This window comes from Streptomyces sp. NPDC111516 (genome assembly GCF_055635345.1).
Map to the genome: position 1 here is coordinate 206,108 of NZ_JBVKBV010000012.1, position 26,509 is coordinate 232,616.

22 protein-coding genes are annotated in these 26,509 nt (G+C 71.4%); 4 read left to right on the forward strand and 18 right to left on the reverse strand.

What is annotated here, in order from left to right; all coding sequences use genetic code 11:
* Nucleotides 1-71: 71 nt before the first annotated feature.
* The 9 genes from ACZ7L9_RS23175 to ACZ7L9_RS23215 form a co-directional block, all read right to left on the reverse strand.
* Nucleotides 72-1,175, reverse strand: a complete 1,104-nt coding sequence (locus ACZ7L9_RS23175) for a pseudouridine synthase (protein WP_471417634.1) — start codon at nucleotides 1,173-1,175, stop codon at nucleotides 72-74.
* A complete protein-coding gene (gene scpB / locus ACZ7L9_RS23180; RefSeq protein ID WP_471417636.1) occupies nucleotides 1,175-1,822 on the reverse strand; it encodes an SMC-Scp complex subunit ScpB in 648 nt (215 codons plus the stop codon). Before scpB ends, ACZ7L9_RS23175 begins: the two co-directional genes overlap by 1 nt.
* On the reverse strand, nucleotides 1,819-2,862 hold the full coding sequence (locus ACZ7L9_RS23185; RefSeq protein ID WP_471417638.1) for a segregation and condensation protein A: 1,044 nt from the start codon (nucleotides 2,860-2,862) through the stop codon (nucleotides 1,819-1,821). Before ACZ7L9_RS23185 ends, scpB begins: the two co-directional genes overlap by 4 nt.
* A gap of 97 nt (nucleotides 2,863-2,959) precedes the next feature.
* Nucleotides 2,960-3,595, reverse strand: a complete 636-nt coding sequence (locus ACZ7L9_RS23190) for a hypothetical protein (protein ID WP_471417687.1) — start codon at nucleotides 3,593-3,595, stop codon at nucleotides 2,960-2,962.
* Nucleotides 3,592-4,710: a ParA family protein gene (locus tag ACZ7L9_RS23195; protein WP_266745359.1), complete on the reverse strand. Its 1,119-nt coding sequence runs from the start codon at nucleotides 4,708-4,710 to the stop codon at nucleotides 3,592-3,594. Before ACZ7L9_RS23195 ends, ACZ7L9_RS23190 begins: the two co-directional genes overlap by 4 nt.
* Nucleotides 4,711-5,113: 403 nt before the next feature.
* Entirely contained in the window at nucleotides 5,114-6,229 is a 1,116-nt protein-coding gene (gene ald / locus ACZ7L9_RS23200) for an alanine dehydrogenase (protein WP_471417689.1), read from the reverse strand.
* Between the two features lie 143 nt (nucleotides 6,230-6,372).
* A complete protein-coding gene (locus ACZ7L9_RS23205; RefSeq protein ID WP_471417640.1) occupies nucleotides 6,373-8,436 on the reverse strand; it encodes a tetratricopeptide repeat protein in 2,064 nt (687 codons plus the stop codon).
* 224 nt (nucleotides 8,437-8,660) lie between these two features.
* Complete coding sequence (locus ACZ7L9_RS23210; protein ID WP_471417642.1) at nucleotides 8,661-9,287, reverse strand: NUDIX domain-containing protein; 627 nt, start codon at nucleotides 9,285-9,287, stop codon at nucleotides 8,661-8,663.
* A gap of 89 nt (nucleotides 9,288-9,376) precedes the next feature.
* Entirely contained in the window at nucleotides 9,377-11,062 is a 1,686-nt protein-coding gene (locus ACZ7L9_RS23215) for a CTP synthase (protein ID WP_471417644.1), read from the reverse strand.
* A 417-nt stretch (nucleotides 11,063-11,479) separates the two neighbouring features.
* On the opposite strand from ACZ7L9_RS23215, the gene ACZ7L9_RS23220 reads away from it, so the two are divergent.
* Nucleotides 11,480-13,282, forward strand: coding sequence for a glycoside hydrolase family 15 protein (locus tag ACZ7L9_RS23220; RefSeq protein WP_471417691.1), 1,803 nt, complete (start codon nucleotides 11,480-11,482; stop codon nucleotides 13,280-13,282).
* 337 nt (nucleotides 13,283-13,619) lie between these two features.
* A complete protein-coding gene (locus tag ACZ7L9_RS23225) occupies nucleotides 13,620-15,245 on the forward strand; it encodes a PucR family transcriptional regulator (RefSeq protein WP_471417646.1) in 1,626 nt (541 codons plus the stop codon).
* Between the two features lie 28 nt (nucleotides 15,246-15,273).
* Here the strand turns inward: ACZ7L9_RS23225 and ACZ7L9_RS23230 are convergent, their stop codons facing one another.
* The 6 genes from ACZ7L9_RS23230 to ACZ7L9_RS23255 all read right to left on the reverse strand — a co-directional run bounded on the left by ACZ7L9_RS23230 (nucleotide 15,274) and on the right by ACZ7L9_RS23255 (nucleotide 21,670).
* The gene (locus tag ACZ7L9_RS23230; protein ID WP_471417648.1) at nucleotides 15,274-16,371 is read right to left on the reverse strand and encodes a glycosyltransferase family 4 protein; all 1,098 of its coding nucleotides are present in this window, start codon (nucleotides 16,369-16,371) and stop codon (nucleotides 15,274-15,276) included.
* Nucleotides 16,372-16,660: 289 nt separating this feature from the next.
* Nucleotides 16,661-17,425, reverse strand: coding sequence for a hypothetical protein (locus tag ACZ7L9_RS23235; RefSeq protein WP_471417650.1), 765 nt, complete (start codon nucleotides 17,423-17,425; stop codon nucleotides 16,661-16,663).
* Nucleotides 17,426-17,731: 306 nt separating this feature from the next.
* Nucleotides 17,732-19,477, reverse strand: a complete 1,746-nt coding sequence (gene recN, locus ACZ7L9_RS23240) for a DNA repair protein RecN (protein WP_471417652.1) — start codon at nucleotides 19,475-19,477, stop codon at nucleotides 17,732-17,734.
* A 108-nt stretch (nucleotides 19,478-19,585) separates the two neighbouring features.
* Complete coding sequence (locus ACZ7L9_RS23245; RefSeq protein WP_471417654.1) at nucleotides 19,586-20,491, reverse strand: NAD kinase; 906 nt, start codon at nucleotides 20,489-20,491, stop codon at nucleotides 19,586-19,588.
* Nucleotides 20,488-21,303, reverse strand: a complete 816-nt coding sequence (locus tag ACZ7L9_RS23250) for a TlyA family RNA methyltransferase (RefSeq protein ID WP_471417656.1) — start codon at nucleotides 21,301-21,303, stop codon at nucleotides 20,488-20,490. The genes ACZ7L9_RS23245 and ACZ7L9_RS23250 overlap by 4 nt, the downstream gene beginning before the upstream one ends.
* A 7-nt stretch (nucleotides 21,304-21,310) precedes the next feature.
* The gene (locus ACZ7L9_RS23255) at nucleotides 21,311-21,670 is read right to left on the reverse strand and encodes a hypothetical protein (RefSeq protein WP_471417658.1); all 360 of its coding nucleotides are present in this window, start codon (nucleotides 21,668-21,670) and stop codon (nucleotides 21,311-21,313) included.
* A 43-nt stretch (nucleotides 21,671-21,713) separates the two neighbouring features.
* On the opposite strand from ACZ7L9_RS23255, the gene ACZ7L9_RS23260 reads away from it, so the two are divergent.
* Entirely contained in the window at nucleotides 21,714-22,061 is a 348-nt protein-coding gene (locus ACZ7L9_RS23260) for a sterol-binding protein (protein ID WP_471417659.1), read from the forward strand.
* 48 nt (nucleotides 22,062-22,109) lie between these two features.
* Here the strand turns inward: ACZ7L9_RS23260 and ACZ7L9_RS23265 are convergent, their stop codons facing one another.
* Nucleotides 22,110-22,952: an ABC transporter ATP-binding protein gene (locus ACZ7L9_RS23265; RefSeq protein ID WP_471417661.1), complete on the reverse strand. Its 843-nt coding sequence runs from the start codon at nucleotides 22,950-22,952 to the stop codon at nucleotides 22,110-22,112.
* A 135-nt stretch (nucleotides 22,953-23,087) separates the two neighbouring features.
* Nucleotides 23,088-24,116, reverse strand: a complete 1,029-nt coding sequence (locus ACZ7L9_RS23270) for an HAD hydrolase-like protein (RefSeq protein ID WP_471417663.1) — start codon at nucleotides 24,114-24,116, stop codon at nucleotides 23,088-23,090.
* Nucleotides 24,117-24,187: 71 nt separating this feature from the next.
* On the opposite strand from ACZ7L9_RS23270, the gene ACZ7L9_RS23275 reads away from it, so the two are divergent.
* Nucleotides 24,188-25,465 carry a DUF1015 domain-containing protein gene (locus ACZ7L9_RS23275; RefSeq protein WP_471417665.1) on the forward strand — a complete coding sequence of 426 codons (1,278 nt, stop codon included), beginning with the start codon at nucleotides 24,188-24,190 and terminating at the stop codon, nucleotides 25,463-25,465.
* 58 nt (nucleotides 25,466-25,523) lie between these two features.
* Here ACZ7L9_RS23275 and ACZ7L9_RS23280 read toward each other — a convergent pair whose 3' ends face one another.
* Nucleotides 25,524-26,231, reverse strand: coding sequence for a tetratricopeptide repeat protein (locus ACZ7L9_RS23280; RefSeq protein ID WP_471417693.1), 708 nt, complete (start codon nucleotides 26,229-26,231; stop codon nucleotides 25,524-25,526).
* Nucleotides 26,232-26,509 lie beyond the last annotated feature (278 nt).

Genomic DNA, 26,509 nt, shown 5'->3' on the forward strand with positions numbered 1-26,509 from the left:
AAAGGCCCGCGGCCGATTCCTGTTCGAAAATCGAAAGCAGGAACCGGCCGCGGGCCGTGGAGCGGACGCGCTTACAGACCGACCTCGCGCATCAGCATGCCGACCTCGGTGTTGGTGAGGCGGCGCAGCCAGCCGGACTTCTGGTCGCCCAGCGGGATCGGCCCGAAGGAGGTCCGTACGAGCCGCTCGACCGGGAAGCCGGCCTCGGCCAGCATCCGGCGGACGATGTGCTTGCGGCCCTCGTGGAGGGTCACCTCGACCAGGTAGTTCTTGCCGGTGTTCTCGACGACCCGGAAGTGGTCGGCGCGGGCGTACCCGTCCTCCAGCTGGATGCCGTCCTTGAGACGCTTGCCCAGGTCGCGCGGGAGCGGTCCCTGGATGGCGGCCAGGTAGGTCTTCTTCACCCCGTACTTGGGATGGGTCAGGCGGTGGGCCAGCTCGCCGTGGTTGGTGAGCATGATGATGCCCTCGGTCTCGGTGTCCAGCCGGCCGACGTGGAAGAGCCGCGTCTCACGGTTGGTGACGTAGTCGCCGAGGCACTGGCGGCCGTCCGGGTCCTCCATGGAGGAGACGACACCGGCGGGCTTGTTCAGCGCGAAGAAGAGGTACGACTGGGCGGCCACGGTCAGACCGTCGACCTTGATCTCGTCCTTGTGCACGTCGACGCGCATGCCCTGCTCGACGACGATCTCGCCGTTGACCTCGACACGTGCCTGCTCGATCAGCTCCTCGCACGCCCGGCGCGAGCCCATGCCGGCCCTGGCGAGGACCTTCTGCAGCCGCTCGCCCTCCTGCTCGGCGCCCGGGTGGGTCTTGGGCGTCCTGATGTCGGGCTTGCCCGCGTACCTGTCCCGGTTGCGCTGCTCGATCTTGGCATCGAGCTCGCGCGGACGGGACGGGGCGCCCTGGCGACGCGGGCCGCCGCTCCTGCCGCCGGACTGCGCGGGCTTCGGGCCGCCCTTGGCGCCGCCACGGGCCGCCGCGCCGCGGCCCTTGCGGGGTCCTTCGCCGCTCTTCTCTCCGGTGGAGCCCACGTCGTAGCGGCGCTCCTCGGGCCGGGGCCGACGGGGACGCTGCTCCTGCTTGCCGTCGCGGCCGGCGCCGGCACCCCGGGGATTCCGGTTGCCGCCGCTCTTGCCGCTGCCGCTTCCGCTGTTCCTGCCACTGCTTCGCATCAAAATTCCGTCTTGTCGTCTGCGTGAGTATCCGGGGTGTCCGGTGCGTCCGGATCGAACGACGGCACACCCTCTAGCGTCTCAGCCTCGATCGCGTCCGCCTCGGGGAGGAAGGGCGCGAGCTCCGGGAGCTCATCCAGGCCACGCAGGCCCATCCGCTCCAGAAAGTAGTTCGTCGTCCTGTACAGGATCGCACCTGTTTCGGGTTCCGCGCCCGCTTCCTCGACGAGGCCCCGCTGGAGCAGGGTCCGCATGACCCCGTCGCAGTTCACGCCGCGGACCGCGGACACTCTCGACCGGCTGACCGGCTGGCGGTACGCGACCACGGCGAGGGTCTCCAGGGCCGCCTGTGTGAGACGGGCCTGCCGGCCGTCCAGGACGAAGCCCTCGACGGCCGCCGCGTACTCCGGGCGGGTATAGAAGCGCCAGCCGCCCGCGACCAGCCGCAGATCGAAACCGCGGCGCTGCACGGCGTACTCGTCGGCCAGCTCGCGCAGCGCGTCGGCGACGGCCCTCCGGGGCCGCTCGAGCACCTTGGCGAGATGCTCCTCGGTGGCGGGCTCGTCGACGACCATGAGGACGGCCTCCAGTGCGGGCTTGAGATCAAGGTCCGCGACGGTGGAACCCGTGGTGTCCTGCTGACTCATGCCTTCACATCCTCCTGGACGTCCTGCGCCTCGGTCACCTCGGTGTCGAACTCGTCCGTCACGACGGGCTCGGCCCCCTCTCCTCCGGCCCAGCGCACCAGAAGTTCCCCGAGGGCCTCGTCCTGGTCGAGCGCGACGGCCTTCTCCCGGTACAGCTCCAGCAGCGCGAGGAACCGGGCGACGACGGTGAGGGTGTCCTGGGCGTCCTCGGTGAGCACCCGGAAACTGATCTCCCCCGCCTCCCGCAGCCGCGCGACCACGATCTCGGCCTGTTCCCGCACGCTGACCAGCGGTGCGTGGATGTGATCGACGTACACCTGCGGCTCGGGCCTGGGCTGCATCGCCTTGACGGCCAGCCCGGCGAACCCCTCGGCCCCGATACTGATGACGACCTCGGGCAGCAGCTCGGCGTGGTGCGGCTCCAGCCCCACGGTCCTCGGGAAGCGCAGCCCCTCCGACTCCAGCCGGTCACTGAAGATGTCGGCGATGCGTTTGTACGCGCGGTACTGGAGCAGCCGGGCGAAGAGCAGGTCCCGCGCTTCGAGCAGCGCCAGATCTGCCTCGTCCTCCACCTCGGCGGCCGGCAACAGCCGGGCGGCCTTCAGATCGAGCAGGGTCGCGGCGACGACGAGGAACTCGGTGGTCTGATCCAGGTCCCAGTCCGGCCCCATGGCGCGGATGTGCGCCATGAACTCGTCGGTGACCTTGGACAGTGCGACTTCGGTCACATCCAGCTTGTGCCTGGAGATGAGCTGCAGAAGCAGATCGAAGGGCCCCTCGAAGTTCGCCAGCCGTACGGTGAACCGCCCGTCGTCGGCGGGCTCGGGGGTCGAGCCCGGTGTTGCCAGTACGACGGTCTCGGCGGGCGTTGGGGGCGCCTCGGGCCCGGCGGGCGCGACGGATGCGGCGGCCGCTGCCGCATCGGCCACCGCCCGGGCAACGGATTCGCCGTCCCCGCCCTCCACCGGCGCGGCCCGGCCGCCCGGGCCGCGGCCCAAGGGGCGGCGAGGGGTGCGGGCGGGCTCGTCGGTCGTCGGCATGAGGGTCCAGGGACGGCGGGATACGGGCGGCGGGCGTACGAGAAGGGCCGGTCCGTCGGAAGGATGCGCTCCGGGCAGGCTACCGGCGCCCCACCGGTCAGCGGCCGCGCAGCCGCCGTACGAGGATGCTCGCGTCGCCCCGCGACTCCAGGTCCGCCAGAACCACCGCGACCGCCTCGCGGACGATCCGCCCGCGGTCGACCGCGAGCCCGTGCTCCCCGCGCAGCACCAGACGGGCGTGTTCGAGGTCCATCAGTTCCTCGGCCGAGACATAGACGGTGATCTTCTCGTCGTGCCGCTCCCGGCCGCTGGGCCGCCGGTTCGCCCCGCGCCCGCCTCCGCGCCTGCGCTGCTGCTGAACGGCGGGAGCGGGAACCGCCTCCGGAGCCGACGCCGGTGCGGACGACGACGTGGCGGACCGAGTGGCCGACCGTTCCGGCGGCGAGGACTGCTGGGGCCTGCGTCCCGACTGCGCCGCCACCGCGCCCCGGGCGCCGTCACCGCCGCGGCTGCGTGACTCCCCCGCGTCGGCGTCCGCCGCGGAGTGCTCCTCCCGAGCCTCGGTCTCCGTCGCGCCCGCCCCGGACCCGTCGGCCCCGGGATCGCTCTCGCCGGCCGGCCCGGGTACCCGGGCGTCGCCGTTCGCCTTGCGCCGCCGGTCCGCCGGGGACGACGCCTGCAGGCCCATCCCCCCGGTGGTACGGAACAGTTCGTCGGCCCCGGGCAGACTCACTCGGCGTGACACCGGGCGAGCACCTCCCTGGCGAGCTGGCGATAGGCGGCGGCACCGACCGAGTTGGAGGCGTACGTGGTGATGGGCTCACCGGCGACCGTGGTCTCCGGAAAGCGCACGGTGCGCCCGATGACCGTGTGGTAGACGTGATCGTCGAAGGCCTCGACGACGCGCGCGAGGACCTCGCGGCTGTGCACCGTACGGGAGTCGTACATGGTGGCGAGGATGCCGTCGAGCTCCAGATCCGGGTTGAGCCGCTCCTGGACCTTCTCGATGGTCTCGGTGAGCAGTGCCACACCTCGCAGCGCGAAGAACTCGCACTCGAGCGGCACTATGACCTTGTGGGCGGCCGTCAGGGCGTTCACGGTGAGCAGGCCCAGCGACGGCTGACAGTCGATCACGATGTAGTCGTAGTCGGCCATCAGCGGCTTCAGGGCGCGCTGCAGCGTGGACTCCCGGGCCACCTCGCTCACCAGCTGCACCTCGGCAGCCGACAGGTCGATATTGCTGGGCAGCAGGTCCATGTTCGGGACCGCGGTCTTCAGCAGGACCTCGTCGGCCGACATGCCCCGCTCCATGAGCAGGTTGTAGACCGTGAGGTCGAGCTCCATCGGGTTGACGCCGAGCCCGACCGACAGGGCTCCCTGCGGGTCGAAGTCGACGAGCAGGACGCGGCGCCCGTACTCCGCGAGCGCGGCACCCAGGTTGATGGTCGACGTGGTCTTGCCCACGCCGCCCTTCTGGTTGCACATCGCGATGATCTTCGCGGGACCGTGGTCGGTCAGCGGTCCCGGGATCGGGAAGTAGGGCAGGGGCCGACCGGTCGGGCCGATCCGCTCGCGGCGCTGGCGGGCAGCGTCGGGCGCGAGGGTGGCCGCGTACTCCGGATCGGGCTCGTACTCGGCGTCGGGGTCGTAGAAGTGCCCCTGGGGCACCTCGTCGAAGTCGGCGAAGTGGGCGGTCTCTCGGCCACTCTCGTTGCCGGCCATGGCGTTCACGTGTAGGCCGTCCATCATCTGGGGGGCTGTCGTCATGTGCTGATTGGTGGCGAAGGTGCGGACAGCGACGGAGCCGACAGCCTCCAGCCCGTGCGGGCTCCGGCCCCGTGCAGGCATCCCTGATTGAACACCCCCGGGAGTAATTGTCGACTCATTCACAAGTCGTCTTACCTCCTTGGACGTGACCAGGAAACTTATCGATAGGTCAGCGTGGCACCATGCCGACGATTGGCGACTCTATGGCGTGTCACCGCTCCGCAGCAACACAATCCGCCGGACCCGGCCCGATGTGTCGGCAATCGAACACCTCCCTGTCAAGGGCACGCAGCCAGCCGGGCGCACTTCTGACGGGTGCACGAATCGGTAGAAGGGTTACGTTCGACACGAGTTGAACGAGGAACGCGCAGTGGCCCGACATGCGTCCGGCCGGACCTTGCTCGGCAAGGTCCGGCCGGACGCGTGAGGTTGACGGGAAGTGAAGGGGGAGACCCTCCCACACCCTTCAGGCTGCGGGGAACCCTCAGCCGAGAAGCGAGCTCAGCTCGACGTGCTCCAGGCCGTGCGCCTCGGCCACCTCACGGTAAACGACCTGCCCGTCATGGGTGTTGAGACCCTTGGCGAGTGCGGCGTCACGGCGCAGCGCCTCGACCCAGCCCCGGTTCGCGAGCTCCACGATGTACGGCAGCGTGGCGTTGGTGAGGGCGTACGTGGAGGTGTTCGGCACCGCGCCCGGCATGTTCGCGACGCAGTAGAAGACCGAGTTGTGGACCATGAAGGTCGGCTCGGCGTGCGTCGTCGGGTGCGAGTCCTCGAAGCAGCCACCCTGATCGATCGCAATGTCGACAAGTACACTTCCGGGCTTCATCTTCGCGACGAGCTCGTTGGTGACCAGCTTCGGAGCCTTGGCGCCCGGGATGAGCACGGCGCCGATGACGAGGTCGGCCTCCATGACGGCCTTCTCCAGCTCGAAGGCGTTGGAGACGACGGTCTTGACCTTGGTGCCGAAGACCTTGTCGGCCTCGCGCAGCTTGTTGATGTCCTTGTCGAGCAGCGTGACGTGGAAGCCGAGACCGACGGCGATCTGCGTGGCGTTCCAGCCGGAGACGCCGCCGCCGATGACGACGGCCTCACCGGGGGCCGTGCCCGGGACGCCGCCCGGCAGCACACCACGGCCGCCGACCGAGCGCATCAGGTGGTAGGCGCCGACCTGCGGGGCCAGCCGGCCCGCGACCTCGGACATCGGGGCGAGCAACGGCAGCGCGCGGTTCGCGGTCTCGACCGTCTCGTACGCGATGGCCGTGGTGCCCGACTCCAGCAGCGCGTCCGTGCACTCGCGGGAAGCGGCGAGGTGCAGGTAGGTGAAGAGGATCTGGTCCTTGCGGAGGCGGTGGTACTCCTCGGCGACCGGCTCCTTGACCTTGAGCAGCAGGTCGGCGGTGGCCCAGACCTCGTCGGCGGTGGGCAGGATCTGCGCCCCGGCGGCGATGTACTCCTCGTCCGTGATGGAGGAGCCGGCCCCGGCGCTCTCCTCGACGACGACCTGGTGGCCGTGGCGTACGAGCTCGTTCACACCGGCGGGCGTGATCGCCACGCGGAACTCGTTGTTCTTGACTTCGCGGGGGATGCCGACCTTCACGTCGATCACGGTCCTTGGCTCAGAGGGTTACCCGGGCACAGTTCTACATACCCGGACATACACAGAATAAATGGAGACACCGCGAACACACGCGGTAGAGCCAGTTTAATGAAGGGTTTCGCCCTGTCTAGCCTTATAAAGCATTAATTTTCACTCACCACACTACGGATTTCGTAGGCTGCACCCTCCTCGCCCAGCAATCTGTCGGCGAGACCGCGGTGCAGCCTGGCCGCAGCCGGGTCGCCGAGCCGGTCGAACGTGTCGGCCAGCCGCAGTTCCAACGCCGCCTGCAGCCGCACGTCCCCCGCCTGCCCGGCCCAGTGAACGGCCTCCTGGCAGGTGCGCAGCGACTCGCGCGGCCGGCCCGCGTACTCCTGCACCCGGGCCGCCTCGCTCAGCGCCCGCGCCTGCGCCGGCACATCGCCGAGCCTGCGGTACCCGGCCGCGGCGGCCCGCCAGTTCCGCAGCGCCTCGCCGTACCGCCCCGCGTAGGTGTGGACGGCGCCGAGCCGCCCGTACAGCCGCGCCTCGTCGGCCCGCTCGCCCTGGGTGAGCCGCTGTGCCAACGCCCGGCCGTACCAGTCGGAGGCCCGCTGGAAGTCCCCCAGCTCGGCGTAGGCGCCGCCTACGGATTCCATCGCGCGGCCGATGGCGTACGGATCCTTCGCGGCCCGTCCGGCGTCCGCCGCGGCCCGGTAGCGGGTCAGCGCCTCCCGCGTACGGCCGGTCCTCGCGTCGAGGTCCGCGAGGTTGAGCAGGGCGGCGGCCCGCTCGCGCGGCAGGTCGCACCGCTCGGCGACGGCCAGGACCAGACCGTGCAGTCCGTACAGCTCGGGCGCGGCGGCCTCGGTGCCCTGGTGCACGGCCAGCGCCCGCACCAACGCGGCCACCAACCGCCTTGCCAGGGTGTCGAGTTCACCGTCCTCGACGGCGATCCTGGCCGAGGCGAGCAGGGCCGGCCGACGGATCCGCAGCCATGCGGCGGCCGCATCGGGGCCGGGGAAGCGCAGCGAGCGCGGCAGCCCGGCGAGCTTGCGGCGGGCCGCGGAACCCTCGGGTTCGGTGACCGCCCGGCAGGACTGCAGCAGCCGTACGGTCCGCTCCAGCATCCGGGCCCTGGCGAGCTGGATCTCCGTCGGCCGGTCCATGGCCTCCAGCAGCGCCCGCAGCAGCGGGGCGAGGCAGCCGGGCACCTCGTACTGCGGCTGATCCGCCCCATCGCTGCGCAGCAGCCCCAGGGCCACGAAGTCATCGAGGGTCGTCCGGGCGGCGGAGACCGAGCAGCCGGCCAGCGCGGAGGCGGTGTGGGCGTCGGCGAGCCCGGCGGGGGCGAGGGCGAGCAGGCGCAGTATCCGTGCGGCGGCCGGCGACAGGGAGTCGTGGACCAGCCGGAAGGCGCGGGCCAGCGGGCGGGCGCCGGTGGACTGCTCCGGGTCGTCCGGGAGCTCGCGCAGCTGTTTGGTGACATCGGCGACGGATGCCATGGGGTGCGCGGCGAGCCAGCCGCCGGCCATCACGAGGGCCGTCGGCAGTCCGCCGCACTCCTCGGCGAGGGTCTCGGCGGTCCGCGGGTCGACGGTGATCCTGACCTGGCCGATCGTGCGGGCGAGCAGCCGGACGGCGGAGCCCGCGTCCAGGCCGCCGATGGTGCAGGGGCGGACGCCCGGGATTCCGGTCAGCGGGCCCTCGGAGGTGGCGACGACCAGGCAGTCGGGGTTGTCCGGCAGCAGCGGGTCGACCTGTTCCGCGTCCACGGCGTCGTCGAGGAGGAGCAGCGCGCTGCGCCCGGCGAGCGCTTCGCGGACCAACTGGGAGAGTTCGTCCCCTTCGGCGCCGGGCGGGCCCGTCACGCCCAACTGGTCGAGCAGTTCCCGGGCGGTGCGTTCGGTGGGAACCGGTGCGCCGCCGGGTTCGGTGAGCCGGGCCCGGAACAGACCGTCGGGGTGGTCGCCGGTGGAGAGCAGCCGGCGGGCGAGCTCGCCGGCGAGTGCGGTGCGTCCGGAGCCGGGGCGTCCGGCGATCAGCAGAACCCGGGCGCGGGCGGCCTTACGGCCGGCCAGGGTGTCCAGTCCGGCCCGCTCGATGTCGGCACGCAGCGCCTTCAACTCACGTTCACGGCCGAAGAATCGGGGTGGTGCGACGCCGGAGGGCTCCTCGGTTCCGGCCGCCTTGGCCGGGCCGCTGGTGTCCACCGCCTGATCCGTCACGGGCCACGCTCCACTTCGCTGCACGCATTGCCCGCCGGGGACTCCGGTCAGGGCATTCCGAGCGTAGTTCAGGCGAGTGGACGGATTCCGTGGAGCGGGGCGCGGAGGTCCCCCGATCGGATCAGCATCTTTTCCTATCGGGAGGCTTCGGTGAACCGTTCAGCGGCCGGCCCGCGGACCGCCGGACCACGCACGGTCCTTACGAGCCGCCGGGCAGCGCACCGTCAGACCTCGAACGGGCGGGCGGGCCACGGCGCCTCGGCCGGGCGCAGCGAGTCGATCCCGTCACCGGCGAGCACCGCCGCGAGCGAAAGGACGCCCACCACGAGGCAGTTGTTGTGCAGGTCCCCGGCGAGCACCCCCCGTACCAGCTCCTGGAGCGGCACCCGGGCCAGCTCCATGTCGGACTCCTCCTCGGAGACCGCGTAACGCTCCCCGTCGGCCTCGGAGAGCTGCCGGGCGAGGAAGATCCGTACGGCTTCGTCGCAGCCGCCGGGTGTGGTGTAGACGTCGGTCAGCACCCGCCAGTCCTCGGCCTTGGCGTACGCCTCCTCGTAGAGCTCGCGCTGAGCCGCCTGCAGCGGGTTCTCACCGGGGATGTCCAGCAGTCCGGCCGGGATCTCCCAGAGCTTGTGGCGCACCGGGTGGCGGTACTGCCGCAGCACGAGGACCCGGTTCTCCTCGTCGACCGCGAGTACGGCGACCGAGCCCGGGTGGACCTGGTAGTCGCGGCGTACGACCGTGCCGTCGGGCATCACCACTTCATCGGTGCGGACGCTGGTCTTGTTGCCCGTGAAGGGCGTCTCGGTCGCGGTGACCTGCCACTCCTCGGGCGTGTCCTGGAAACCCATCTACGTCCTCCCACGAAAAACAGAAACCGGGGCACGCGACCTCAATGGATCCGTACCCCGGTCAACGTTAGTGCCTGTGCACCGCCGGACTACTTGCCCGACGCGGCGCCCTGCTCGGCGCCGGCCCCGACGCCCGTCTTGCGCGCGACGGCCGCCTTCACCAGGCCCGCGAAGAGCGGGTGCGGGCGGGTCGGGCGGGAGCGGAGCTCCGGGTGCGCCTGGGTGGCGACCAGGTAGGGGTGGATCTCGCGCGGATACTCGACGTACTCGACGAGCTTGTTGTCCGGGGAGGTGCCGGAGAAGACCAGACCGGCCTTCTTCTCCAGCTCGGCGCGGTAGGTGTTGTTGACCTCGTAGCGGTGGCGGTGGCGCTCCTCCACGTACGGCTGGCCGTCGTAGGCCTCACGGACCAGCGAGCCCTCGGCGAGCTTCGCCGGGTACAGGCCGAGCCGCATGGTGCCGCCCAGGTCGCCCGCGCCCTCGACGTACGCCAGCTGCTCCTCCATCGTCGAGATGACGGGGTGCGAGGTGGCGGCGTCGAACTCGGTGGAGTTGGCGTCGGGGATCTCGGCGAGGTTGCGCGCCGCCTCGATCACGATGCACTGCAGGCCGAGGCAGAGGCCGAGCAGCGGCACCTTGTTCTCGCGGGCGTACTGGATGGCGCCGATCTTGCCGTTGACACCGCGGTCGCCGAAGCCGCCGGGGACGCAGATCGCGTCGACGTCGGCGAGCTGCTTCGCGGCACCGGCCGGGGTCTTGCAGTCGTCGGAGGCGACCCACTTGACCTTGACCCGGGCCTTGTTCGCGAAGCCGCCGGCCCGGATGGCCTCGGTGACCGAGAGGTAGGCGTCGGGCAGATCGATGTACTTGCCGACGAGCGCGACGACGACCTCGTGGTCGGGGTTGTGGACGCGGTCCAGCAGGTCGTCCCACGTCGTCCAGTCGACGTCGCGGAACGGCAGGTCGAGCTTGCGCACGACGTACGCGTCCAGGCCCTCGGTGTGCAGCACCTTGGGGATGTCGTAGATCGACTTGGCGTCCACGCAGGCCACCACGGCGGCCTCGTCGACGTCGCACATCAGCGAGATCTTGCGCTTGATGGCGGTCGGTACGTCACGGTCTGCGCGCAGCACGATGGCGTCGGGCTGGATGCCGATGTTGCGCAGCGCGGCGACGGAGTGCTGGGTCGGCTTGGTCTTGAGCTCGCCGGACGGGCCGATGTAGGGCAGCAGCGAGATGTGCACGACGAAGACGTTGTCCCGGCCGACCTCGTGGCGGACCTGGCGGACGGTCTCGAGGAACGGCAGCGACTCGATGTCACCGACCGTGCCGCCGACCTCGGTGATGACGACATCGACGTCGTCGGTCGCCATGCGGCGGATGCGGTGCTTGATCTCGTTGGTGATGTGCGGGATGACCTGCACGGTGTCACCGAGGTACTCGCCGCGCCGCTCCTTGGCGATCACCTGCGAGTAGACCTGGCCGGTGGTGACGTTGGCGGAACCGTCGAGGTCGACGTCGAGGAAGCGCTCGTAGTGGCCGATGTCCAGGTCGGTCTCGGCGCCGTCGTTGGTGACGAACACCTCACCGTGCTGGAACGGGTTCATCGTGCCCGGGTCGACGTTCAGATACGGGTCGAGCTTCTGCATGGTGACCCGGAGGCCGCGCGCCTTGAGCAGGGCACCGAGGCTTGACGCAGTCAGACCCTTGCCGAGGGAAGAGGCGACACCCCCGGTGACGAAGATGTGCTTGGTCGTCGTGGATGTGGGCTGCATAGCCAAAGGGGGCTCCCGTGGTCGCGATCGTGAGGTGCGTGCCGGCGTTGCCGTCCGGAGAATTCCGGAGGTGCCGTCGCTGCGGTTCGGGGGCCTCGTCTGCTGTTGCGAACGACCACCGGTCCACGGGCTACCAGGGTATCAGCGACGAAGGGGGCCTGCTTCCGGCCACGCCCCGCACAATCACCCCACGTGATCACCACGGGTCCCTCACGCCACACCCGTTCGGCTCAGGCGTTTCGACGGACGTTACTGAGACAGTCGCGCAGATCATTCCGGTGCGTCGTATCCTGCTCGGACACTCGCTCCGGGCGAGGTACCGAGCTCGCAGGTTCCCCCACAACAACCCCTTGCGACGACCTCTTGACCCGCAGTAATGCCCTACGGGGCGACATGGCCGTTCGACTGGAGATGCACGTGGCCGGGCGCATCGAGGATTACGCACTCATCGGAGACATGCAGACCGCCGCCCTGGTCTGCCGGGACGGCACAGTGGACTGGCTGTGCCTCCCCCGCTTCGATTCGCATGCCATTTTCGCGGGACTTCTGGGTACCGAGGAGCACGGCTTCTGGCGCCTGGGACCGGCGCGGGAGGACGGGGCGGAGCCGCCGTCCGCGAACCGCCGCCGCTACCGCGGGGACTCTCTCGTCCTGGAATCGGAGTGGGACACACCGCGCGGAACGGTCAGAGTGACCGATTTCATGCCCCCGCGTGACGGTGCCCCGCAGGTCATCCGAATCGTGGAAGGAATCAGCGGCCGGGTGCCGATGCGCTCCGAGTTGCGGATGCGGTTCAGCTATGGGCGGGTGACGCCGTGGGTGCACAAGGTCGACGGCCGCACGGTCGCCGTCGCGGGCCCGGACTCCGTCTGGCTGGACACCTCCGTCGACACCTACGGCGAGAACCTGACGACGTACTCCGATTTCACGGTCGCGCCGGGTGACCGGATCGCGTTCACGATCAGCTGGCAGCCCTCGCACCACGAGCCGCCGGGCCTGCCGGACCCGGAGGGCTCGCTGGACGCGACCGCGGACTTCTGGCGTGAATGGGTCGAGCAGTGCACGTACCACGGGCCCTACCGCGAGGCCGTGGTCCGCTCCCTGATCACCCTCAAGGCCCTGACTTACGCGCCGACCGGCGGCATCGTCGCCGCGCCGACCACCTCCCTGCCCGAGGACATCGGCGGCTCCCGGAACTGGGACTACCGCTACACCTGGCTGCGCGACGCGGCGATCACCCTCTCCTCCCTGCTGCGCACCGGCTACCGCGAGGAGGCCCGCGCCTGGCGCGAGTGGCTGCTCCGGGCGGTCGCCGGCGACCCGGAGAACCTGCAGATCATGTACGGCATCGCGGGCGAGCGCGAGCTGGGCGAGGCCGAGCTGGACTGGCTGCCCGGTTACGAGAACTCCGGCCCGGTCCGGGTCGGCAACGGCGCCGCGGGCCAGCTCCAGCTGGATGTGTACGGCGAGGTCACCGAGGCACTGCACCTCGCCCATATGACCGGCCTGACCCGCAACGACTACGCGACGGGCCTCCAGCTCAAGCTGATCGAGTACCTGGAGAAGCACTGGGACGAGCCGGACGAGGGCATCTGGGAGGTGCGCGGCCCGCGCCGCCACTTCGTCCACTCGAAGGTGATGGCCTGGGTAGCCGTCGACCGCACCATCAAGCTGATCGAGTCCGGGGACGCGGAAGGGCCGCTGGAGCGGCTGCGCGAGCTGCGCGACGACATCCACCGCGATGTCTGCGACCGGGGCTACGACAAGGAACGCAACACCTTCACCCAGTCCTACGGATCGAGGGAGCTGGACGCCTCCCTCCTGCTGATCCCCCAGATGGGATTCCTGCCGCCGGACGACAAGCGTGTGATCGGCACGATCGAGGCGATCCAGCGCGAACTGTCCACGGAGGACGGCTTCGTACTGCGCTACCCCACCAAGGGCGAGGACGCGGGCGTCGACGGTCTGGAGGGAGACGAGGGCGCGTTCCTGGCCTGTTCGTTCTGGCTGGCCGACGACCTCGCGATGATCGGCCGGGTCGACGAGGCACGGCAGCTCTTCGAGCGGCTGCTGTCCCTGCGCAACGATCTGGGCCTGCTCGCGGAGGAGTGGGACCCCCGGCTGCAGCGCCAGGTGGGGAACTTCCCGCAGGCGTTCAGCCATGTGCCGCTGATCGACACGGCACTGCGCCTGACGGCGAGCGGGGCGTACGTCGGCTGACCGCCGGGTGGGGCCCATCCCCGTGTTCTCTCCCAGCGGCTGTGCCCACCGCACGGCCAAGAGGACACGGGGGTGGGATCCAGGGCTTCCGGCGGCCGGCGGCCGCCCCGCCTCGGCCGCAGCCGGAGCTGCTCACCCGCCGCGAGATCAAGCAGCGCGTGAGACACTCGCTGCGCCATTCACGACCTGACCCCTTGTGGCGTACGCCACAATCGACAGGGGGTCATTCAATTCGCTTGGCTGCGCGACGAGTTGCCGGGAGAAAAAGGCCTCACCGTCCGGTCCGTGACCATCCGGTGATGTCTCCGGAGCGCAAGCCCGGGTAGCGTCCGATCCCATGGACAATCAGGGCGGAATCACCGTGCAGCGGGCCCTTGAGCTGCCGGGGCTGCGCAGCGGGCTGCCGGAGGTGGTGGCCGGCGCGGACCGGCTGAACCGTACGGTGCGCTGGGTGCACGCGGGCGAGGTCCCGAACATCGCTTCGCTGCTCAAGGGCGGCGAGCTGCTGCTCACCACCGGCCTGGGGCTCGGTACGCGCCCCGCCGAGCAGCGTGCCTTCGTCCGCAGGCTCGCCGACCGCGGGATCGCCGCCCTGGTGGTGGAGCTGGGGCCGCGGTTCAGCAGGCTGCCCGCGTCGATCGTGGACGCCGCCCGCGCGGCCGGTCTGCCGCTGGTCCAGCTGCACCGGGAGGTGCCGTTCGTGACGGTGACCGAGGAGATCCACACCGAGATCGTCAACGGTCACTACGCGCTGCTGCGGCAGGCCGAGGATGTGCACCGGCGGTGCACGGAGGCTCTGCTCGGCGGCGGTGGCGTGCCTCAGGTGCTGAGCATCCTCGCGGACTTCGCGGCCAATCCGGTCTTTCTGGAGACGGCGGACGGCCAGTTGCTGTATGCGGCGGGACCCACGTCCGGCCCGGTCGGCGCCGACCCGCTCCAGGTGTGGGACGGGATGCGCGGCGGCCGGGCGGCCCGTGAGTCGCCGCCCGCCGGTTCGGTGCTGGTGGATGTGCCGGGTGGCGGTCCGGGAACGGGTTCGGTACGGGCCAGGCTGGTGCTGCTGGCCGTGTCCGGGCCTCTGGTGCCGGTGCACCGGATGGCGGCGGAGCGGGCGGCCGGGATTCTCGCCGTCGTGCTGATGCAGGCCCGCCAGGAGGAGGAGCTCGCGGCACGCGGCCGGGGCGACTTCCTGACGGACCTCGCGGAGGGCCGGATCACGCCTGAGGACGCGCCGGCGCAGGCCCGCGTGCTGGGTTTCAAGCCGGGTGAGATGCCACTGCTGCCGGTGGTGATGCGGCTGGCTCCCGAACTGTCCGTGTCGGGGAACTGGGCGCTGCTGGCTCGGGCGGTGCTGGAGGAACTCTCATCTGTGGGTGTGCCGGTGCTGCTCGGAGTGCGGCCGGTGGAGGGACGGGTTCCGGTGCTGCTCGGGCTGCGGTCGGAGACGGAGCGCACGGCGGTCGCGGACCGGGTCGCGGCGGCGCTGCGCGCCGGCGTGGAGCGGGCCGGTCTTGAGCGTGCCGGATCGCATCCGCCGGTCGTGGTGGTGGGTGTGGCGGGCGGCTGGGCGGCGGCCGGAGCGGGGCTGCGGCACGCGGCGGAGACGGCGACGGCCGCGCACGGTCTCAGCGACCGGCCCTGGTACGACGCCCGGCGTCTGGACATCGATCTGCTGCTGTGGCGGCTGCGGGACCATCCGGATCTGGCGGCGTTCGTGGACCGGGCGATCGGTCCGCTGCGCGATCACGACCGCACCTCGCGCCCTCCGCTGCTGCCGACGTTGGAGACGTATCTGGCCCACGCCGGCCGCAAGGCGGAAACGGCACGCGAACTGCACCTGAACCGCCAGACGTTGTACAACCGGCTGGCCCGCATAGGCGAGCTCCTCGGCACCGATCTGGACGACCCCCAGGCCGTCCTGGCCCTGAGCCTGGCCCTGCGCGCCCGCCGCCACACGTCGTAGCGCCGGAGCGGTCCGACGAGCGGCCCGTTCACCGTGTCCGGGCTGCCGCCAGCGGCTGTGTCAACTCGTCGTAGACGCTGAGAACCTGAGCGATCGTGTCGTCCTCCGTCGGCCAACTCGCGGCCTGCGCACGCCCCGCGGCCACCAGGTCCGCACGCCGCTCCGGATCGCCGAGCAGCCTGACCACCGCCCGCCCGAGCGCCACAGCGTTCCCGTACGGTACGAGCTCCGCCGCGTCCCCAACTAGTTCGGGCACCCCTCCGACCGCGGTGGCGACCAGCGGAACGCCGAGCCGCAGCGCCTCCTGGGCGAGCACCGAGCGCGCCTCCCACCGGCTGGACAACACGGCCAGATCGGCGGCGGCAAGGAGTTCCGCGATGTCGTCGCGGCTGCCGACGATCCGCACGGGCAGTTCCTCGTTCCGGATCCGGCGCTGCAGAGCGGCCCGCTCGCACCCCTCCCCCACGATGATCAGCAGCGGTACAGGGTCGATTTCGCGCCATACCCGTGCGGCGTCGAGCAGCATGTCGTACCCGTGGTGCGGCACGAGACTCCCGTAGGAAATGATCAACGGCCGCTCCACCGCACCGAGTTCGGCCCGCGTCTTGTTTTCGTGGACGAGGTCGGCAGCGGGCGACACCGGGGCGGACACCGGCGAGAGCCGGGCATCGCGCGCGCCTCGGAGCCGCGCCCGGTCGACCAGGTCCGATGTCGTACCGAGCACAACCGCCGCCGTACGGGCGGCCCTTCGCTCCATCAGGTGGAGCAGCCGGCTACGGGCACCTTCGGCGTGCGCGCGGGCGTGCCAGGTGACGACCAGCGGGACACGCCGGCCGCCGAGCGCGAGAGCGGCGCGCACGGCGGCGTGCAGACCGTGCGCGTGGACCACGTCCGCCGTCAGACAGGCGGTACGCAGCGCGGCGACGGCCGCGGGATCGCTGCGCCGCGGCACGGGGGTGAACCGGGCGCCCGTACCGGAGAAGTCGTAGGCGTGGTCCAGTTCGGCCGGGGCGCAGACGGTGACGTGCACGCCTCTCGCCACCAGCCCAGCGGCCAGCGAGCTGACGTGGGCGCTGCTGCCCGCGCTGCCGCCGCCCAGGACTTGGACCGTACGCAGCTGTGACACGTTGAATGGCTCCCGGGGGTCCCTGTGTCCCTCCCGGCAGGGTTTGCCCCGTCGCGTTGTCCAGCACGCACCCTCGCACGCACTGGACGACGCTCCTTCCGGGCAAAACCTTGCCGGTCACGGCACTAGTAGGGGTGATGGCACCGCCAAGGATGCCAGTCCGTACGCACGTTCCGGCACAGTCGGGCCACTGTCGCGGTGCACACAAGGGCAACCGGTCGTGGCGTACCACTCGCACGGGTGACGAAGCGGCACGATGTTGTCGCGGCCGTGTGCTCGGGACTCCCCGTCAGCGGTCCGCCGTCAACCGGACGAGCCGGCTGACCTGGTCCCCGTACACCGTCGCCGCGACGAGTCCGACCGCATGGGCGACGAGCCCGGCCCGGCCACGGCCCGCGACGATGGCGACCCCGACCGCGGCGCCCAGGGCGTGGGCCCCGGTGTCCCCGATCATGGTGCGCTCCCCCAGGTCGTCGGCGACGAGAGCCGCCACGGCCCCCATCGGCGCGGCGGCGAGCGGGCCGCCCAACAGGCCCGGGGCCCCGAGGGCGAGCACGGTGACGGCGGCCGTGGCGGGCCGTACGTCCGTCAGATTGACGAGGTGCGCGGTCGCGGCGATCACGACCCCGGCGAGGATCCGGTCGACGGGCCGGTCCTTGAGCAGCACACCGGCGGCGAGCCCGGCGGCCCCGATCCCGAACAGCTTCACCGCGCCGCTGGTCACCTCACCGTCCCGCAGAGCCCCCAGGTGGGCGCGGAAACCGCGGCGCGGATCGCCCGCACCGACGAGGTCGTCGTACGCCCCGCAGCCGCCTGCCGCGAGTACGGCGAGTGCTGCGGCGTACTTGGTGGGAGCCGGGAGCGGAAGGACGGCGGTTCCGGCTGCGGCGCCGAGGGCGACGGCCGGTCCCGCGTACAGATCGACGGTGCGGCCCGCGTGGTTGGTGCGCTGCCAGCCCCTGCGCGACCGGGTCCGCAACGCCCGGTACACACCCCCCGCGACGGCGGCTGCGACGGCACCGGACACGGCGGCCCTGCTGAATGCTGCTCCCATACGGGCCAGGCTAAGGGCTGTCCCGTAATCCGTGGTGGATCAGCGCGCGGCGTCAGATGTGGTGCATCGCAAGGCGGAGGGACGCCCGCATACTGGATGTATTCGGGCGTTCCGACAACGCGGCGAGGTGCCGCAGCTGTCGTCGCGCGCCCACCAGGGATTACGGGAGAGCCCTTAGGCACCGGTCCGCAGGCTCCGCCCGGCGGCCGCCCGGTACGGGAGACCACCGGGCGGACCCCGGCAACTCGGCACAGCCGCGCGCCGACCGGCCGCGCAACCCCCCGCAACCTGTGCGCGTCGAACCCGCTACCCGTCCGCCCGCGCCGCGGCCAGCAGTTCCTCCGCATGGGCCCGTGCCGTCTGCGAGTCCTCCTGGCCCGCGAGCATCCGGGACAACTCCCGTACCCGGTCCTCGCCCTCCAGGACCGTGACCCCGCTGCTGGTCACCGCCCCGTCGACCGTCTTCTCGACCAGCAGCTGCCGGTCGGCGAAGGCCGCCACCTGCGGCAGATGCGTCACGACGACGACCTGCGCGGACCTGGCGAGCTTCGCGAGCCGCCGCCCGACCTCGACGGCGGCCTTGCCGCCGACCCCCGCGTCGACCTCGTCGAAGAGGTAGGTGGGTACGGGATCGGAGCCGGCGAAGACCACCTCGACGGCGAGCATCACCCGGGACAGCTCACCGCCCGACGCGCCCTTGGCGATCGGCCGCGGCTGGGCACCGGGGTGCGGGGCCAGCAGCAGCTCGACCTCGTCGGCGCCGGACGGCCCGTAAGCCACGCTCCGCCCGCCGATCTCGATGCCGGACGCCTCGTCGGCCGCCTCGGTCTGCCGGATGTCGAAGGAGACCCGGGCGTGCGGCATGGCCAGCGAGGCCAGTTCCGCGGTCACCGCCTCGGCGAAGCGCTCCGCCGCCCCCGTACGCGCATCGGTCAACGCCTGTCCGAGGCCGGAGAGTTCGGCGCGCAGCGCGTCCCGCTCCGCTGTCAGCTCGCCGATGCGGTCGTCGTCGCCCTCCAGTTCGGTGAGCCGGACGGCCCCTTCCTCGGCCCAGGCGAGCACGGCGGTGATGTCCTCGCCGTACTTGCGGGTGAGGCCGGTGAGCGCGGCGCGCCGCTCCTCCACCGCGGCGAGCCGCAGCGGATCGGCGTCCAGCTGGTCGGCGTACCCGGCCAGTTCGCCCGCCACGTCGGCGAGCAGGATCGAGATCTCGCCGATCCGGTCGGCGAGTGCGGCCAGCGCCGGATCGTGGGCGCGTACGGCGTCCAGGGACCGTCCGGCGGCAGCGACCACGGTCGTCGCGTCGACACCCTCCGGGTCCTCCGGATTGCCCGCGAGCGCGGTGTGCGCGAGGGACGCCGCGGAGGCGAGCGCTTCGGCATGGCCGAGCCGCTCGGCCTCGGCGGCCAGGTCGCCGTCCTCGCCCGCTCGTGGTTCGACCGCGGCGATCTCGCCCAGCCCGAAGCGCAGCAGATCCGCCTCCTGGGCGCGTTCGCGGGCGCGCGTGGTCAGCTCGTCGAGCTCCGTGACGACGGCCCGCAGCCGCCGGTACGCCGTCGCGTACTCGGCGTGCGGCACGGCGACACCGTCGCCCGCGTACCGGTCGAGTGCCTGCCGCTGCCGTGCGGGCTTGAGCAGCCCCTGCTGGTCGGTCTGGCCGTGCACGGCGACGAGTTCGTCGGCGAGCTCGGCGAGCACCCCCACCGGAACGGACCTGCCACCGAGATGCGCCCGGGAGCGCCCCTCCGCGGAAACGGTCCGGCTGATCAGCAGCGCGCCGTCGTCGAACTCGGCCCCGGCCTCCTCGGCCCGCAGGGCCACGGCGTCGCCGTCGGACACCGTGATCCGCCCCTCGACGACCGCGGCCTTGGCCCCGATCCGTACCAGGGCGGGATCGGCACGCCCGCCGAGCAGCAGCCCCAGGCTGGTGACGACCATGGTCTTGCCCGCGCCGGTCTCACCCGTCACCGCGGTGAAACCGGGCGACAGCTCGACCACCGCGTCGTCGATGACTCCGAGCGACCGTATCCGCATCTCCTCCAACACGGACATGACCTTACGAGGTCCGGGCCCCGATGTGCGACGGACCCCGCCCTCCAGGGTTCACTCTCCCGTGTGCACCTTCGGAATGTGCACCGCCTCCGGGAAGATGTCCGCCGGTCAGTGCGGCGCGCCCCGCCACCCCGAGACGGGCAGTGCGAACTTCGCGACCAGCCGGTCCGTGAACGAGGCGTGGTGCAGCCTTGCCAGCCGTACGGGCACCGCACCGCGCCGCACCTCGACCCGCGCGCCGGCGGGCAGCTCCACGGTCCTGCGTCCGTCGCACCACAGCACCCCGTGCGGGGTGTGCTGCTGGACCTCGACGGCGAGCACCGAGGTCGGCGAGGTCACCAGCGGCTTGGCGAACAGCGCGTGGGCGCTGATCGGCACCATCAGCAGCGCCTCGACCTCGGGCCAGACGACCGGACCGCCCGCCGAGAAGGCGTAGGCGGTCGATCCGGTCGGGGTCGCGCAGACGATCCCGTCGCAGCCGAACCCGGTCACCGGCCGGCCGTCGATCTCCAGGACGACCTCCAGCATCCGCTCGGGCGACACCTTCTGCACGGCCGCTTCGTTGAGCGCCCAGTCGGTGTGGACGATGTCACCGTTGCTGCGCACGACGACGTCGAGCGTCATGCGTTCCTCGACCTGGTACGCCCGGGTGACGACCCGGTCGACGACCTTGTCCAGGTCGTCGCGCTCGGCCTCGGCGAGGAAACCGACCCGGCCGAGGTTGACGCCGAGCATCGGCACCCCGGAGGCCCGGGAGAGCTCGGCGCCGCGCAGCAGCGTCCCGTCCCCGCCGAGCACGACCAGCAGCTCACAACCGTCCACGGCCGTCGATGTGGTGTCCGTGGCCGTCTCGACGGACGGCGGCAGCGGCAGATCGGCCGCCTCGGTGGCCAGCACACGAACGCCGAGGCCGCTGCGGAGCAGACCCTGCACGACCAGCTCGGCGCTGCGGATCGCAGCCGGGCGGCCGGTGTGTGCCAGAAGAAAGACAGTTCGTGCCGCATTCGTCGTCAACGAGGCCCCTCCGCCACTGCACGGTCGACATCCGCGGGATCCAGCTCAGGTGCTCCGGCCCGCAGCCAGAGAAAGTACTCGACATTTCCCGCGGGCCCCGGCAGCGGGCTCGCCGTCACCCCCCGCACTCCGAGGCCCAGCGCCCACGCTTGGCGCGCCACCTCCCGTACCGCTTCTGCCCGCAACTCGGGGCTGCGCACCACTCCGCCGCTGCCGAGCCGCTCCTTGCCGACCTCGAACTGCGGCTTGACCATGAGGACCAGGTCCGCGTCGGGAGCGGCGCAGCGCGCCAGGGCGGGCAGGACAAGACCCAGCGGGATGAACGACAGATCGCCGACCACCAGGTCCACCGGCTCCCCGTCGATCGCTTCGAGCGTCAACTCCCGTACGTTGGTCCGATCCTTCACGGTGACGCGCGCATCGGACTGGAGCGACCAGGCGAGCTGCCCGTAGCCGACGTCGACGGCGACGACATGACCGGCGCCGGCCCGCAGCAGTACGTCGGTGAAGCCGCCGGTCGAAGCCCCGGCGTCCAGCGCCCGGCGCCCTTCGACCTCCAGCCCGAGGGGCACGAAGGCGGCGAAGGCGCCGGCGAGCTTGTGCCCGCCGCGCGAGACGTACTCGGGGTCGCTGTCGTCCTTGATCACGACGACAGCGGCGCTGGTCTCGACCTGGGTGGCGGGTTTGGTCGCGGTGTTGCCGCCTACGGTCACCCGCCCAGCGGCGATCAGCTGGCTCGCATGCTCGCGCGAGCGGGCGAGATTACGGCGTACCAGCTCGGCGTCGAGGCGGCGTCGTGCCACTCCTGCCACGTTCGGTTCAGCTCCTGTTGTCGTACGAGGGCATCGGTGCGGGTACCGGTGCGGGTGCGGGCCTGGCGTCCAGCGCGGTCAGCGCGTCGCGCAGCCCACGATGTACATCCTCGTACACCTCGATGTGTCCGTCCGCCGGTAGGTGGTCCGCATCGGCGAGACGCTCCAGCCGCGCGTCGACCTCGGCGTTGCCGGTGGGGGTGCGTCCGATGCCGAGGGGCGCGGGTGCGGCGGGTTCGGGAGAGGGCGCCGCGGCCGGGGCCGGGGTCGCGCCCTCGTCGTCCGGGGTTCCCGCGAACGGGTCCTCCGCCACATCCACGGGGGCCGCTCCGGGCGCTGTTCCGGGCCCCGGCATCGAGTCGCTCATGCGGGAAACGCTACCGCGAAGGCCTGCGGTACCGTCGAGCACAATGGCGACCATGGCGGAGTGCCGCAGCGCACTCGATAAACTTTCCGACAACCTCGCGGGGGCCGACGGCGACGTGCGCAGCGCGGCCGCCCTCGACCGCTCCCTGAGCTGCCACATCAAGGATCTCGACATCACCTTCACCGGCCGGCTGGCCAATGGCCGGATCCAGGTCCTGGACACGGTCGACGGCCCGCCCCGGGAGCAGGCGGAGATCCGGCTCGCGATGACCGGCGACGACCTCGTGGCGATGGTGAACGGCGAACTGCATTTCGCCAGGGCCTGGGGTTCGGGCCGGGTCCGGCTGGAGGCCGGCTTCCGCGATCTGCTGAGGCTCAGGTCGCTGCTGTAGCCGCGGGACGGTCCGCTTCCCTGGAGCGGCCCCGGGCGGTCGGCTCGGTCAGCCCCCGACCGATACCCCGGCGGACGCCTTGCCCTGTACGCCCACCCCGCCGCTCCGCGGCCTGCGCGCGGCCGGCACCACCAACGGCGTCCCCGTCTCCGGATCGTCGATGACCTGGCAGCGCAGCCCGAAGACCCGCTCCACCAGCTCCGCGGTCACGACCTCTCCCGGCGCCCCCTCGGCGATCACCTCGCCCTCCCGCATGGCGATGAGGTGCGTGGCGTACCGCGCGGCGTGATTCAGATCGTGCAGGACGGCCACCAGGGTGCGCCCCTGCGACTCGTGCAGCTCCGCACAGAGGTCGAGGACATCGATCTGGTGCTGGATGTCGAGGTACGTCGTCGGCTCGTCGAGCAGCAGCAACGGTGTCTGCTGGGCGAGCGCCATGGCCATCCAGACCCGCTGCCGCTGCCCGCCGGACAATTCATCGACATAGCGATCGGCAAGCGCGCCGACTCCGGTCGCCGTCATCGATTCCTCGACAATGCGCTCGTCGTCCGGCGACCACTGACGCAGCAGCCCCTGGTGCGGGTAGCGGCCGCGCCCGACAAGGTCGGCCACCGTGATGCCGTCCGGGGCGATGGAGGACTGCGGCAGCAGACCCAGCGTCTTCGCGACCTTCTTCGCCGGCGTCCCGTGGATCGTCCGCCCGTCCAGGAGCACCCGCCCGCTGGTCGGCTTCAGCATCCGCGAGAGCGCGCGCAACAAGGTCGACTTGCCACAGGCGTTGGGGCCGACAATCACCGTGAACGAGTTGTCGGGTATCTCGACCGAGAGATTCTCCGCGATGACCCGCCGGCCGTAGCCGAGAGTCACCGAGTCCGCGGTGAGGCGCTGCATGGTCGTACTCCCGGAGTCGGAGGTGATCGGGTGCGAGGGCCATCCGGACGTGGCACACCACGCCAGGGGTAAAGTTAGGTTAGCCTACCCTCTCCATCGCTCGCCCTTGTGCTCGATTCACGGGGAGCCATCCGCCTACAGGCCCAGCCTGGCGACCGCCTTCCCGCTGTCCAGCCCGCACGAGCCGTCCCCGGCGTAGGACCACGCCGCCGCACAGAGCGCCCGCAGCCCGTCGAGCACCTCCCCGTCCCCCTCCAGCACCAGGGCGTCGCCGCGCGCCGAAGCCGTCCAGCCGCCACAGCCGAACGCGTCGCCCGTACGCGTCACTTCGGGCTGCCCGGTCAGCAGCCCCCGCAGGTCGGCGTCCACATACGTCGGCCGGTGCTTCGGCTCGGCGGCCACCAACTGCGCCGCGTCCGTCACCCCGGTGAGCACCAGCAGCGAGTCCACACCGCCGTTGAACGCCCCCTCGATGTCCGTGTCCAGCCGGTCCCCGACCACCAGCGGGCGTTCGGCCCCGGTCCGCAGCACCGTCTCCCGGTGCATCGGCGGCAATGGCTTCCCGGCGACCTGCGGCTCCGCCCCGGTCGCGATCCGTACGACCTCCACCGCCGCACCGTTCCCGGGCGCGATCCCCCGGGCACTCGGAATCGTCAGATCCGTGTTGGACGCGAACCACGGCACCCCGCGCGCGATCGCATACGCCGCCTCGGCGAACCGCCCCCACGTCATGTCGGGCCCGCCGTACCCCTGCGCCACCGCGACCGGCTCGTCGTCCGCCGATTCCACCGGTAGCAGACCGCGCTCCCGCAGCGCGACGCGCAGCCCCTCGCCGCCCACCACCAGCACCCGCGCCCCGGCCGGCAACTGATCGGCCATCAGCCTGGCCACCGCCTGCGCCGAGGTGATCACATCGGCGGGCTCGGCCGGAATCCCGAGTTCGGTCAGGTGCTCGGCCACCGCGGCCGGGGTCCGCAGGGCATTGTTGGTCACATACGCCAGATGCATCCCGCCGTCCCGCGCAGTTCCCAGCGAGTCGACGGCGTGGACGATCGCATGGCCGCCCGCGTACACCACCCCGTCGAGATCGAGCAGCGCCGTGTCGTACGCCTCGTTCAACGCGGTGCTGCTGCCGCTCGGCCTGGTCCTGCTCGCCTGACTCATTCTTTGCGCTCCTCAATCCGTACTTCTGTCCCGATCATCGCGCATCCCCGTCACGCACATACCATGCAGAAATGAACACATCAGGTCCGGCCGGCCAGGGACTGCGTCTCATCCCGTTCCGCGGGCTGCGATACGTCCCCGAGCGGGTCGGCAGTCTCGCAGCGGTGACCTCACCGCCGTACGACGTCGTCGTGCGCCCCGACGGGCTGCACCACCTGGAGTCGGCGGATCCGTACAACATCGTCCGGCTGATCCTGCCGCAGGCCGACACGGCTGCGGCCCGCCACGAGCAGGCCGCCGAGACCCTGAACCGCTGGCTGGCCGAGGGCATACTCGCTCCTGATCCCGAGCCCGCGCTGTACGTCTACGAACAGCGCAACGCCGAGATCCTGCAACGCGGCATCGTCGGGGCGCTGGCGCTCTCCGCCCCCGCCGACGGCATCGTGCTGCCGCACGAGGACGTGATGGCCCATGTCGTCGAGGACCGGGCCGACCTGATGCGCACCACCGCCGCCCACCTCGAACCACTGCTGCTCACCTACCGCAACAACGGCGACGCCTCGGGCGCGACCGCCGTCATCGAGCGGACCATCGAGCGACCGCCGCTGCTCGCCACCACCACCGAGGACGGCTACAGCCACCGTCTCTGGGCGGTCACCGACCCGGCCGACCGGGCCGAGATCGAAGCCGATCTCGCCCAGCACCAGGCCCTGATCGCCGACGGCCATCACCGCTGGGCCACCTACCTCCGCCTCCAGCAGGAGCACACCGCACCCGGCCCCTGGGACTTCGGCCTGGTCCTCCTCGTCGACACGGCCCGCTACCCCCTCCGGGTACGCGCCATCCACCGGCTGCTGCACCGCCTCCCGGTCGCCGACGCCCTCACCGCGCTGAACGGCCTCTTCCGCATCCGCGACGTCGAGGGCCCCCTCCCCAGGGCCCTGGACGCACTCGCCGCGGCGGCCACCGAAGGCAACGCGTTCCTGCTCGCGGGCGACGGCGGCTTCCATCTCGTCGATCGCCCCGACCCCGGCCTTCTGCACCGTACGATTCGGGCCGACCGCCCGACCGCCTGGCAGACCCTCGACGCGACGGTCCTGCACGCGGCTCTGCTCGACCATGTCTGGCAGATCCCCGACGCCCCGGAACACATCGCGTACATCCACGACACCGCGGCAGCGGTCGAACAGGCCGAACGTCGCAACGCCACGGCGGTCCTGATGCATCCGGTACGCGAGGAGGTCGTCCGGGACCTCGCCCGGCAGGGCGTCACCATGCCCCGCAAGTCGACCTCCTTCGGCCCCAAGCCGGCCACCGGCCTGGTCCTGCGAAGCCTCACTCTCGGTTGACGCACGCGGCAACAGAAAAGGGCGGCACCCCTTCCGGGGTGCCGCCCTCTCTCATGCCCTACGCCTCGGACGTGCCGTCCTTGTCAGTGGCCTCGCCCTTGTCGTCGTCCGCGACGTCGCTCTCGTCGCTGTCCTCGCCCTCATCGTCACCGAGGGCGTCGACGAACTCGACACCGTCCAGTTCGGCGAGCCGGTCCGAGGCATCCGTGGCGCCGTCCTTGTCGGCCTCCAGTGCCTTCCCGAACCACTCACGCGCCTCGTCCTCGCGCCCCGCCGCCAGCAGTGCGTCCGCGTACGCGTAGCGCAGCCGCGGCGTCCATGGGTGCACGGCGTTCGAGGCGAGTTCGGAGCTCTGCAGCGTGACGATGGCGGCATCGATCTGCCCCATGTCCCTGCGGGCCCCCGCAGCCACCAGACGCATCTCGACCTGACCGGCCTTGTCGAGCTTCTGCACCTCGGGCTCGCCGGCCATGGCCATCGCCCGCTCGGGCCGCCCGAGTCCGCGCTCGCAGTCCGCCATGACGGGCCACAGCTCCACGGAACCGGTCATCCGCTTGGCCGCCCGGAACTCCGCCAACGCCTCCGAGTACTTCTGCGTCGCGTACGCGGCAAACCCGGCAGCCTCACGCACCGCAGCGACCCGCGAGGCCAGCCGCAGGGCGATCCGCGAGTACGCGTACGCCTGCTCGGGGTCCTCGTCGATCAGCCGGGCCACCATGACGAGGTTCCGCGCAACGTCCTCGGCAAGCGTCTTCGGCAGGCTCATCAGCTCCTGCCGCACGTCCTTGTCGATCTCGTCACCGGTGACGTCGTCAGGAATCGGAAGCCGCTTGATGGGCTCACGGTCCCGGTCGTCCCGCCGCTCGTACCCACCCCGGTCGTCGCGCCCGCGGTAACCGCCCCGGCCACCGCGGTCATCGCGCTGCCCGCGATACCCGCCGCCGCGACTGTCGTCCCGACGGAACCCGCCACCACGGCTGTCATCGTCCCGGCGCGGCCCACGCGGCCGGTCGTCCCGCCGCTCGAACCCACCAGGACGCCCGC

Coding starts and splice junctions, on each gene's coding strand:
- ACZ7L9_RS23185 (WP_471417638.1), bottom strand. CDS start 2,862: ATGCCGACGACCGACGAGCCCGCCCGCACCCCTCGCCGCCCCTTGGGC.
- ACZ7L9_RS23265 (WP_471417661.1), bottom strand. CDS start 22,952: ATGCAGCGCCTCACCGCGGACTCGGTGACTCTCGGCTACGGCCGGCGG.
- ACZ7L9_RS23275 (WP_471417665.1), top strand. CDS start 24,188: ATGAACACATCAGGTCCGGCCGGCCAGGGACTGCGTCTCATCCCGTTC.
- scpB (WP_471417636.1), bottom strand. CDS start 1,822: ATGAGTCAGCAGGACACCACGGGTTCCACCGTCGCGGACCTTGATCTC.
- ACZ7L9_RS23225 (WP_471417646.1), top strand. CDS start 13,620: ATGGACAATCAGGGCGGAATCACCGTGCAGCGGGCCCTTGAGCTGCCG.
- ACZ7L9_RS23175 (WP_471417634.1), bottom strand. CDS start 1,175: ATGCGAAGCAGTGGCAGGAACAGCGGAAGCGGCAGCGGCAAGAGCGGC.
- ACZ7L9_RS23260 (WP_471417659.1), top strand. CDS start 21,714: ATGGCGACCATGGCGGAGTGCCGCAGCGCACTCGATAAACTTTCCGAC.
- ACZ7L9_RS23255 (WP_471417658.1), bottom strand. CDS start 21,670: ATGAGCGACTCGATGCCGGGGCCCGGAACAGCGCCCGGAGCGGCCCCC.
- recN (WP_471417652.1), bottom strand. CDS start 19,477: ATGTCCGTGTTGGAGGAGATGCGGATACGGTCGCTCGGAGTCATCGAC.
- ACZ7L9_RS23235 (WP_471417650.1), bottom strand. CDS start 17,425: ATGGGAGCAGCATTCAGCAGGGCCGCCGTGTCCGGTGCCGTCGCAGCC.
- ACZ7L9_RS23210 (WP_471417642.1), bottom strand. CDS start 9,287: ATGGGTTTCCAGGACACGCCCGAGGAGTGGCAGGTCACCGCGACCGAG.
- ACZ7L9_RS23280 (WP_471417693.1), bottom strand. CDS start 26,231: ATGAGCCTGCCGAAGACGCTTGCCGAGGACGTTGCGCGGAACCTCGTC.
- ACZ7L9_RS23195 (WP_266745359.1), bottom strand. CDS start 4,710: ATGCCTGCACGGGGCCGGAGCCCGCACGGGCTGGAGGCTGTCGGCTCC.
- ACZ7L9_RS23215 (WP_471417644.1), bottom strand. CDS start 11,062: ATGCAGCCCACATCCACGACGACCAAGCACATCTTCGTCACCGGGGGT.
- ACZ7L9_RS23270 (WP_471417663.1), bottom strand. CDS start 24,116: ATGAGTCAGGCGAGCAGGACCAGGCCGAGCGGCAGCAGCACCGCGTTG.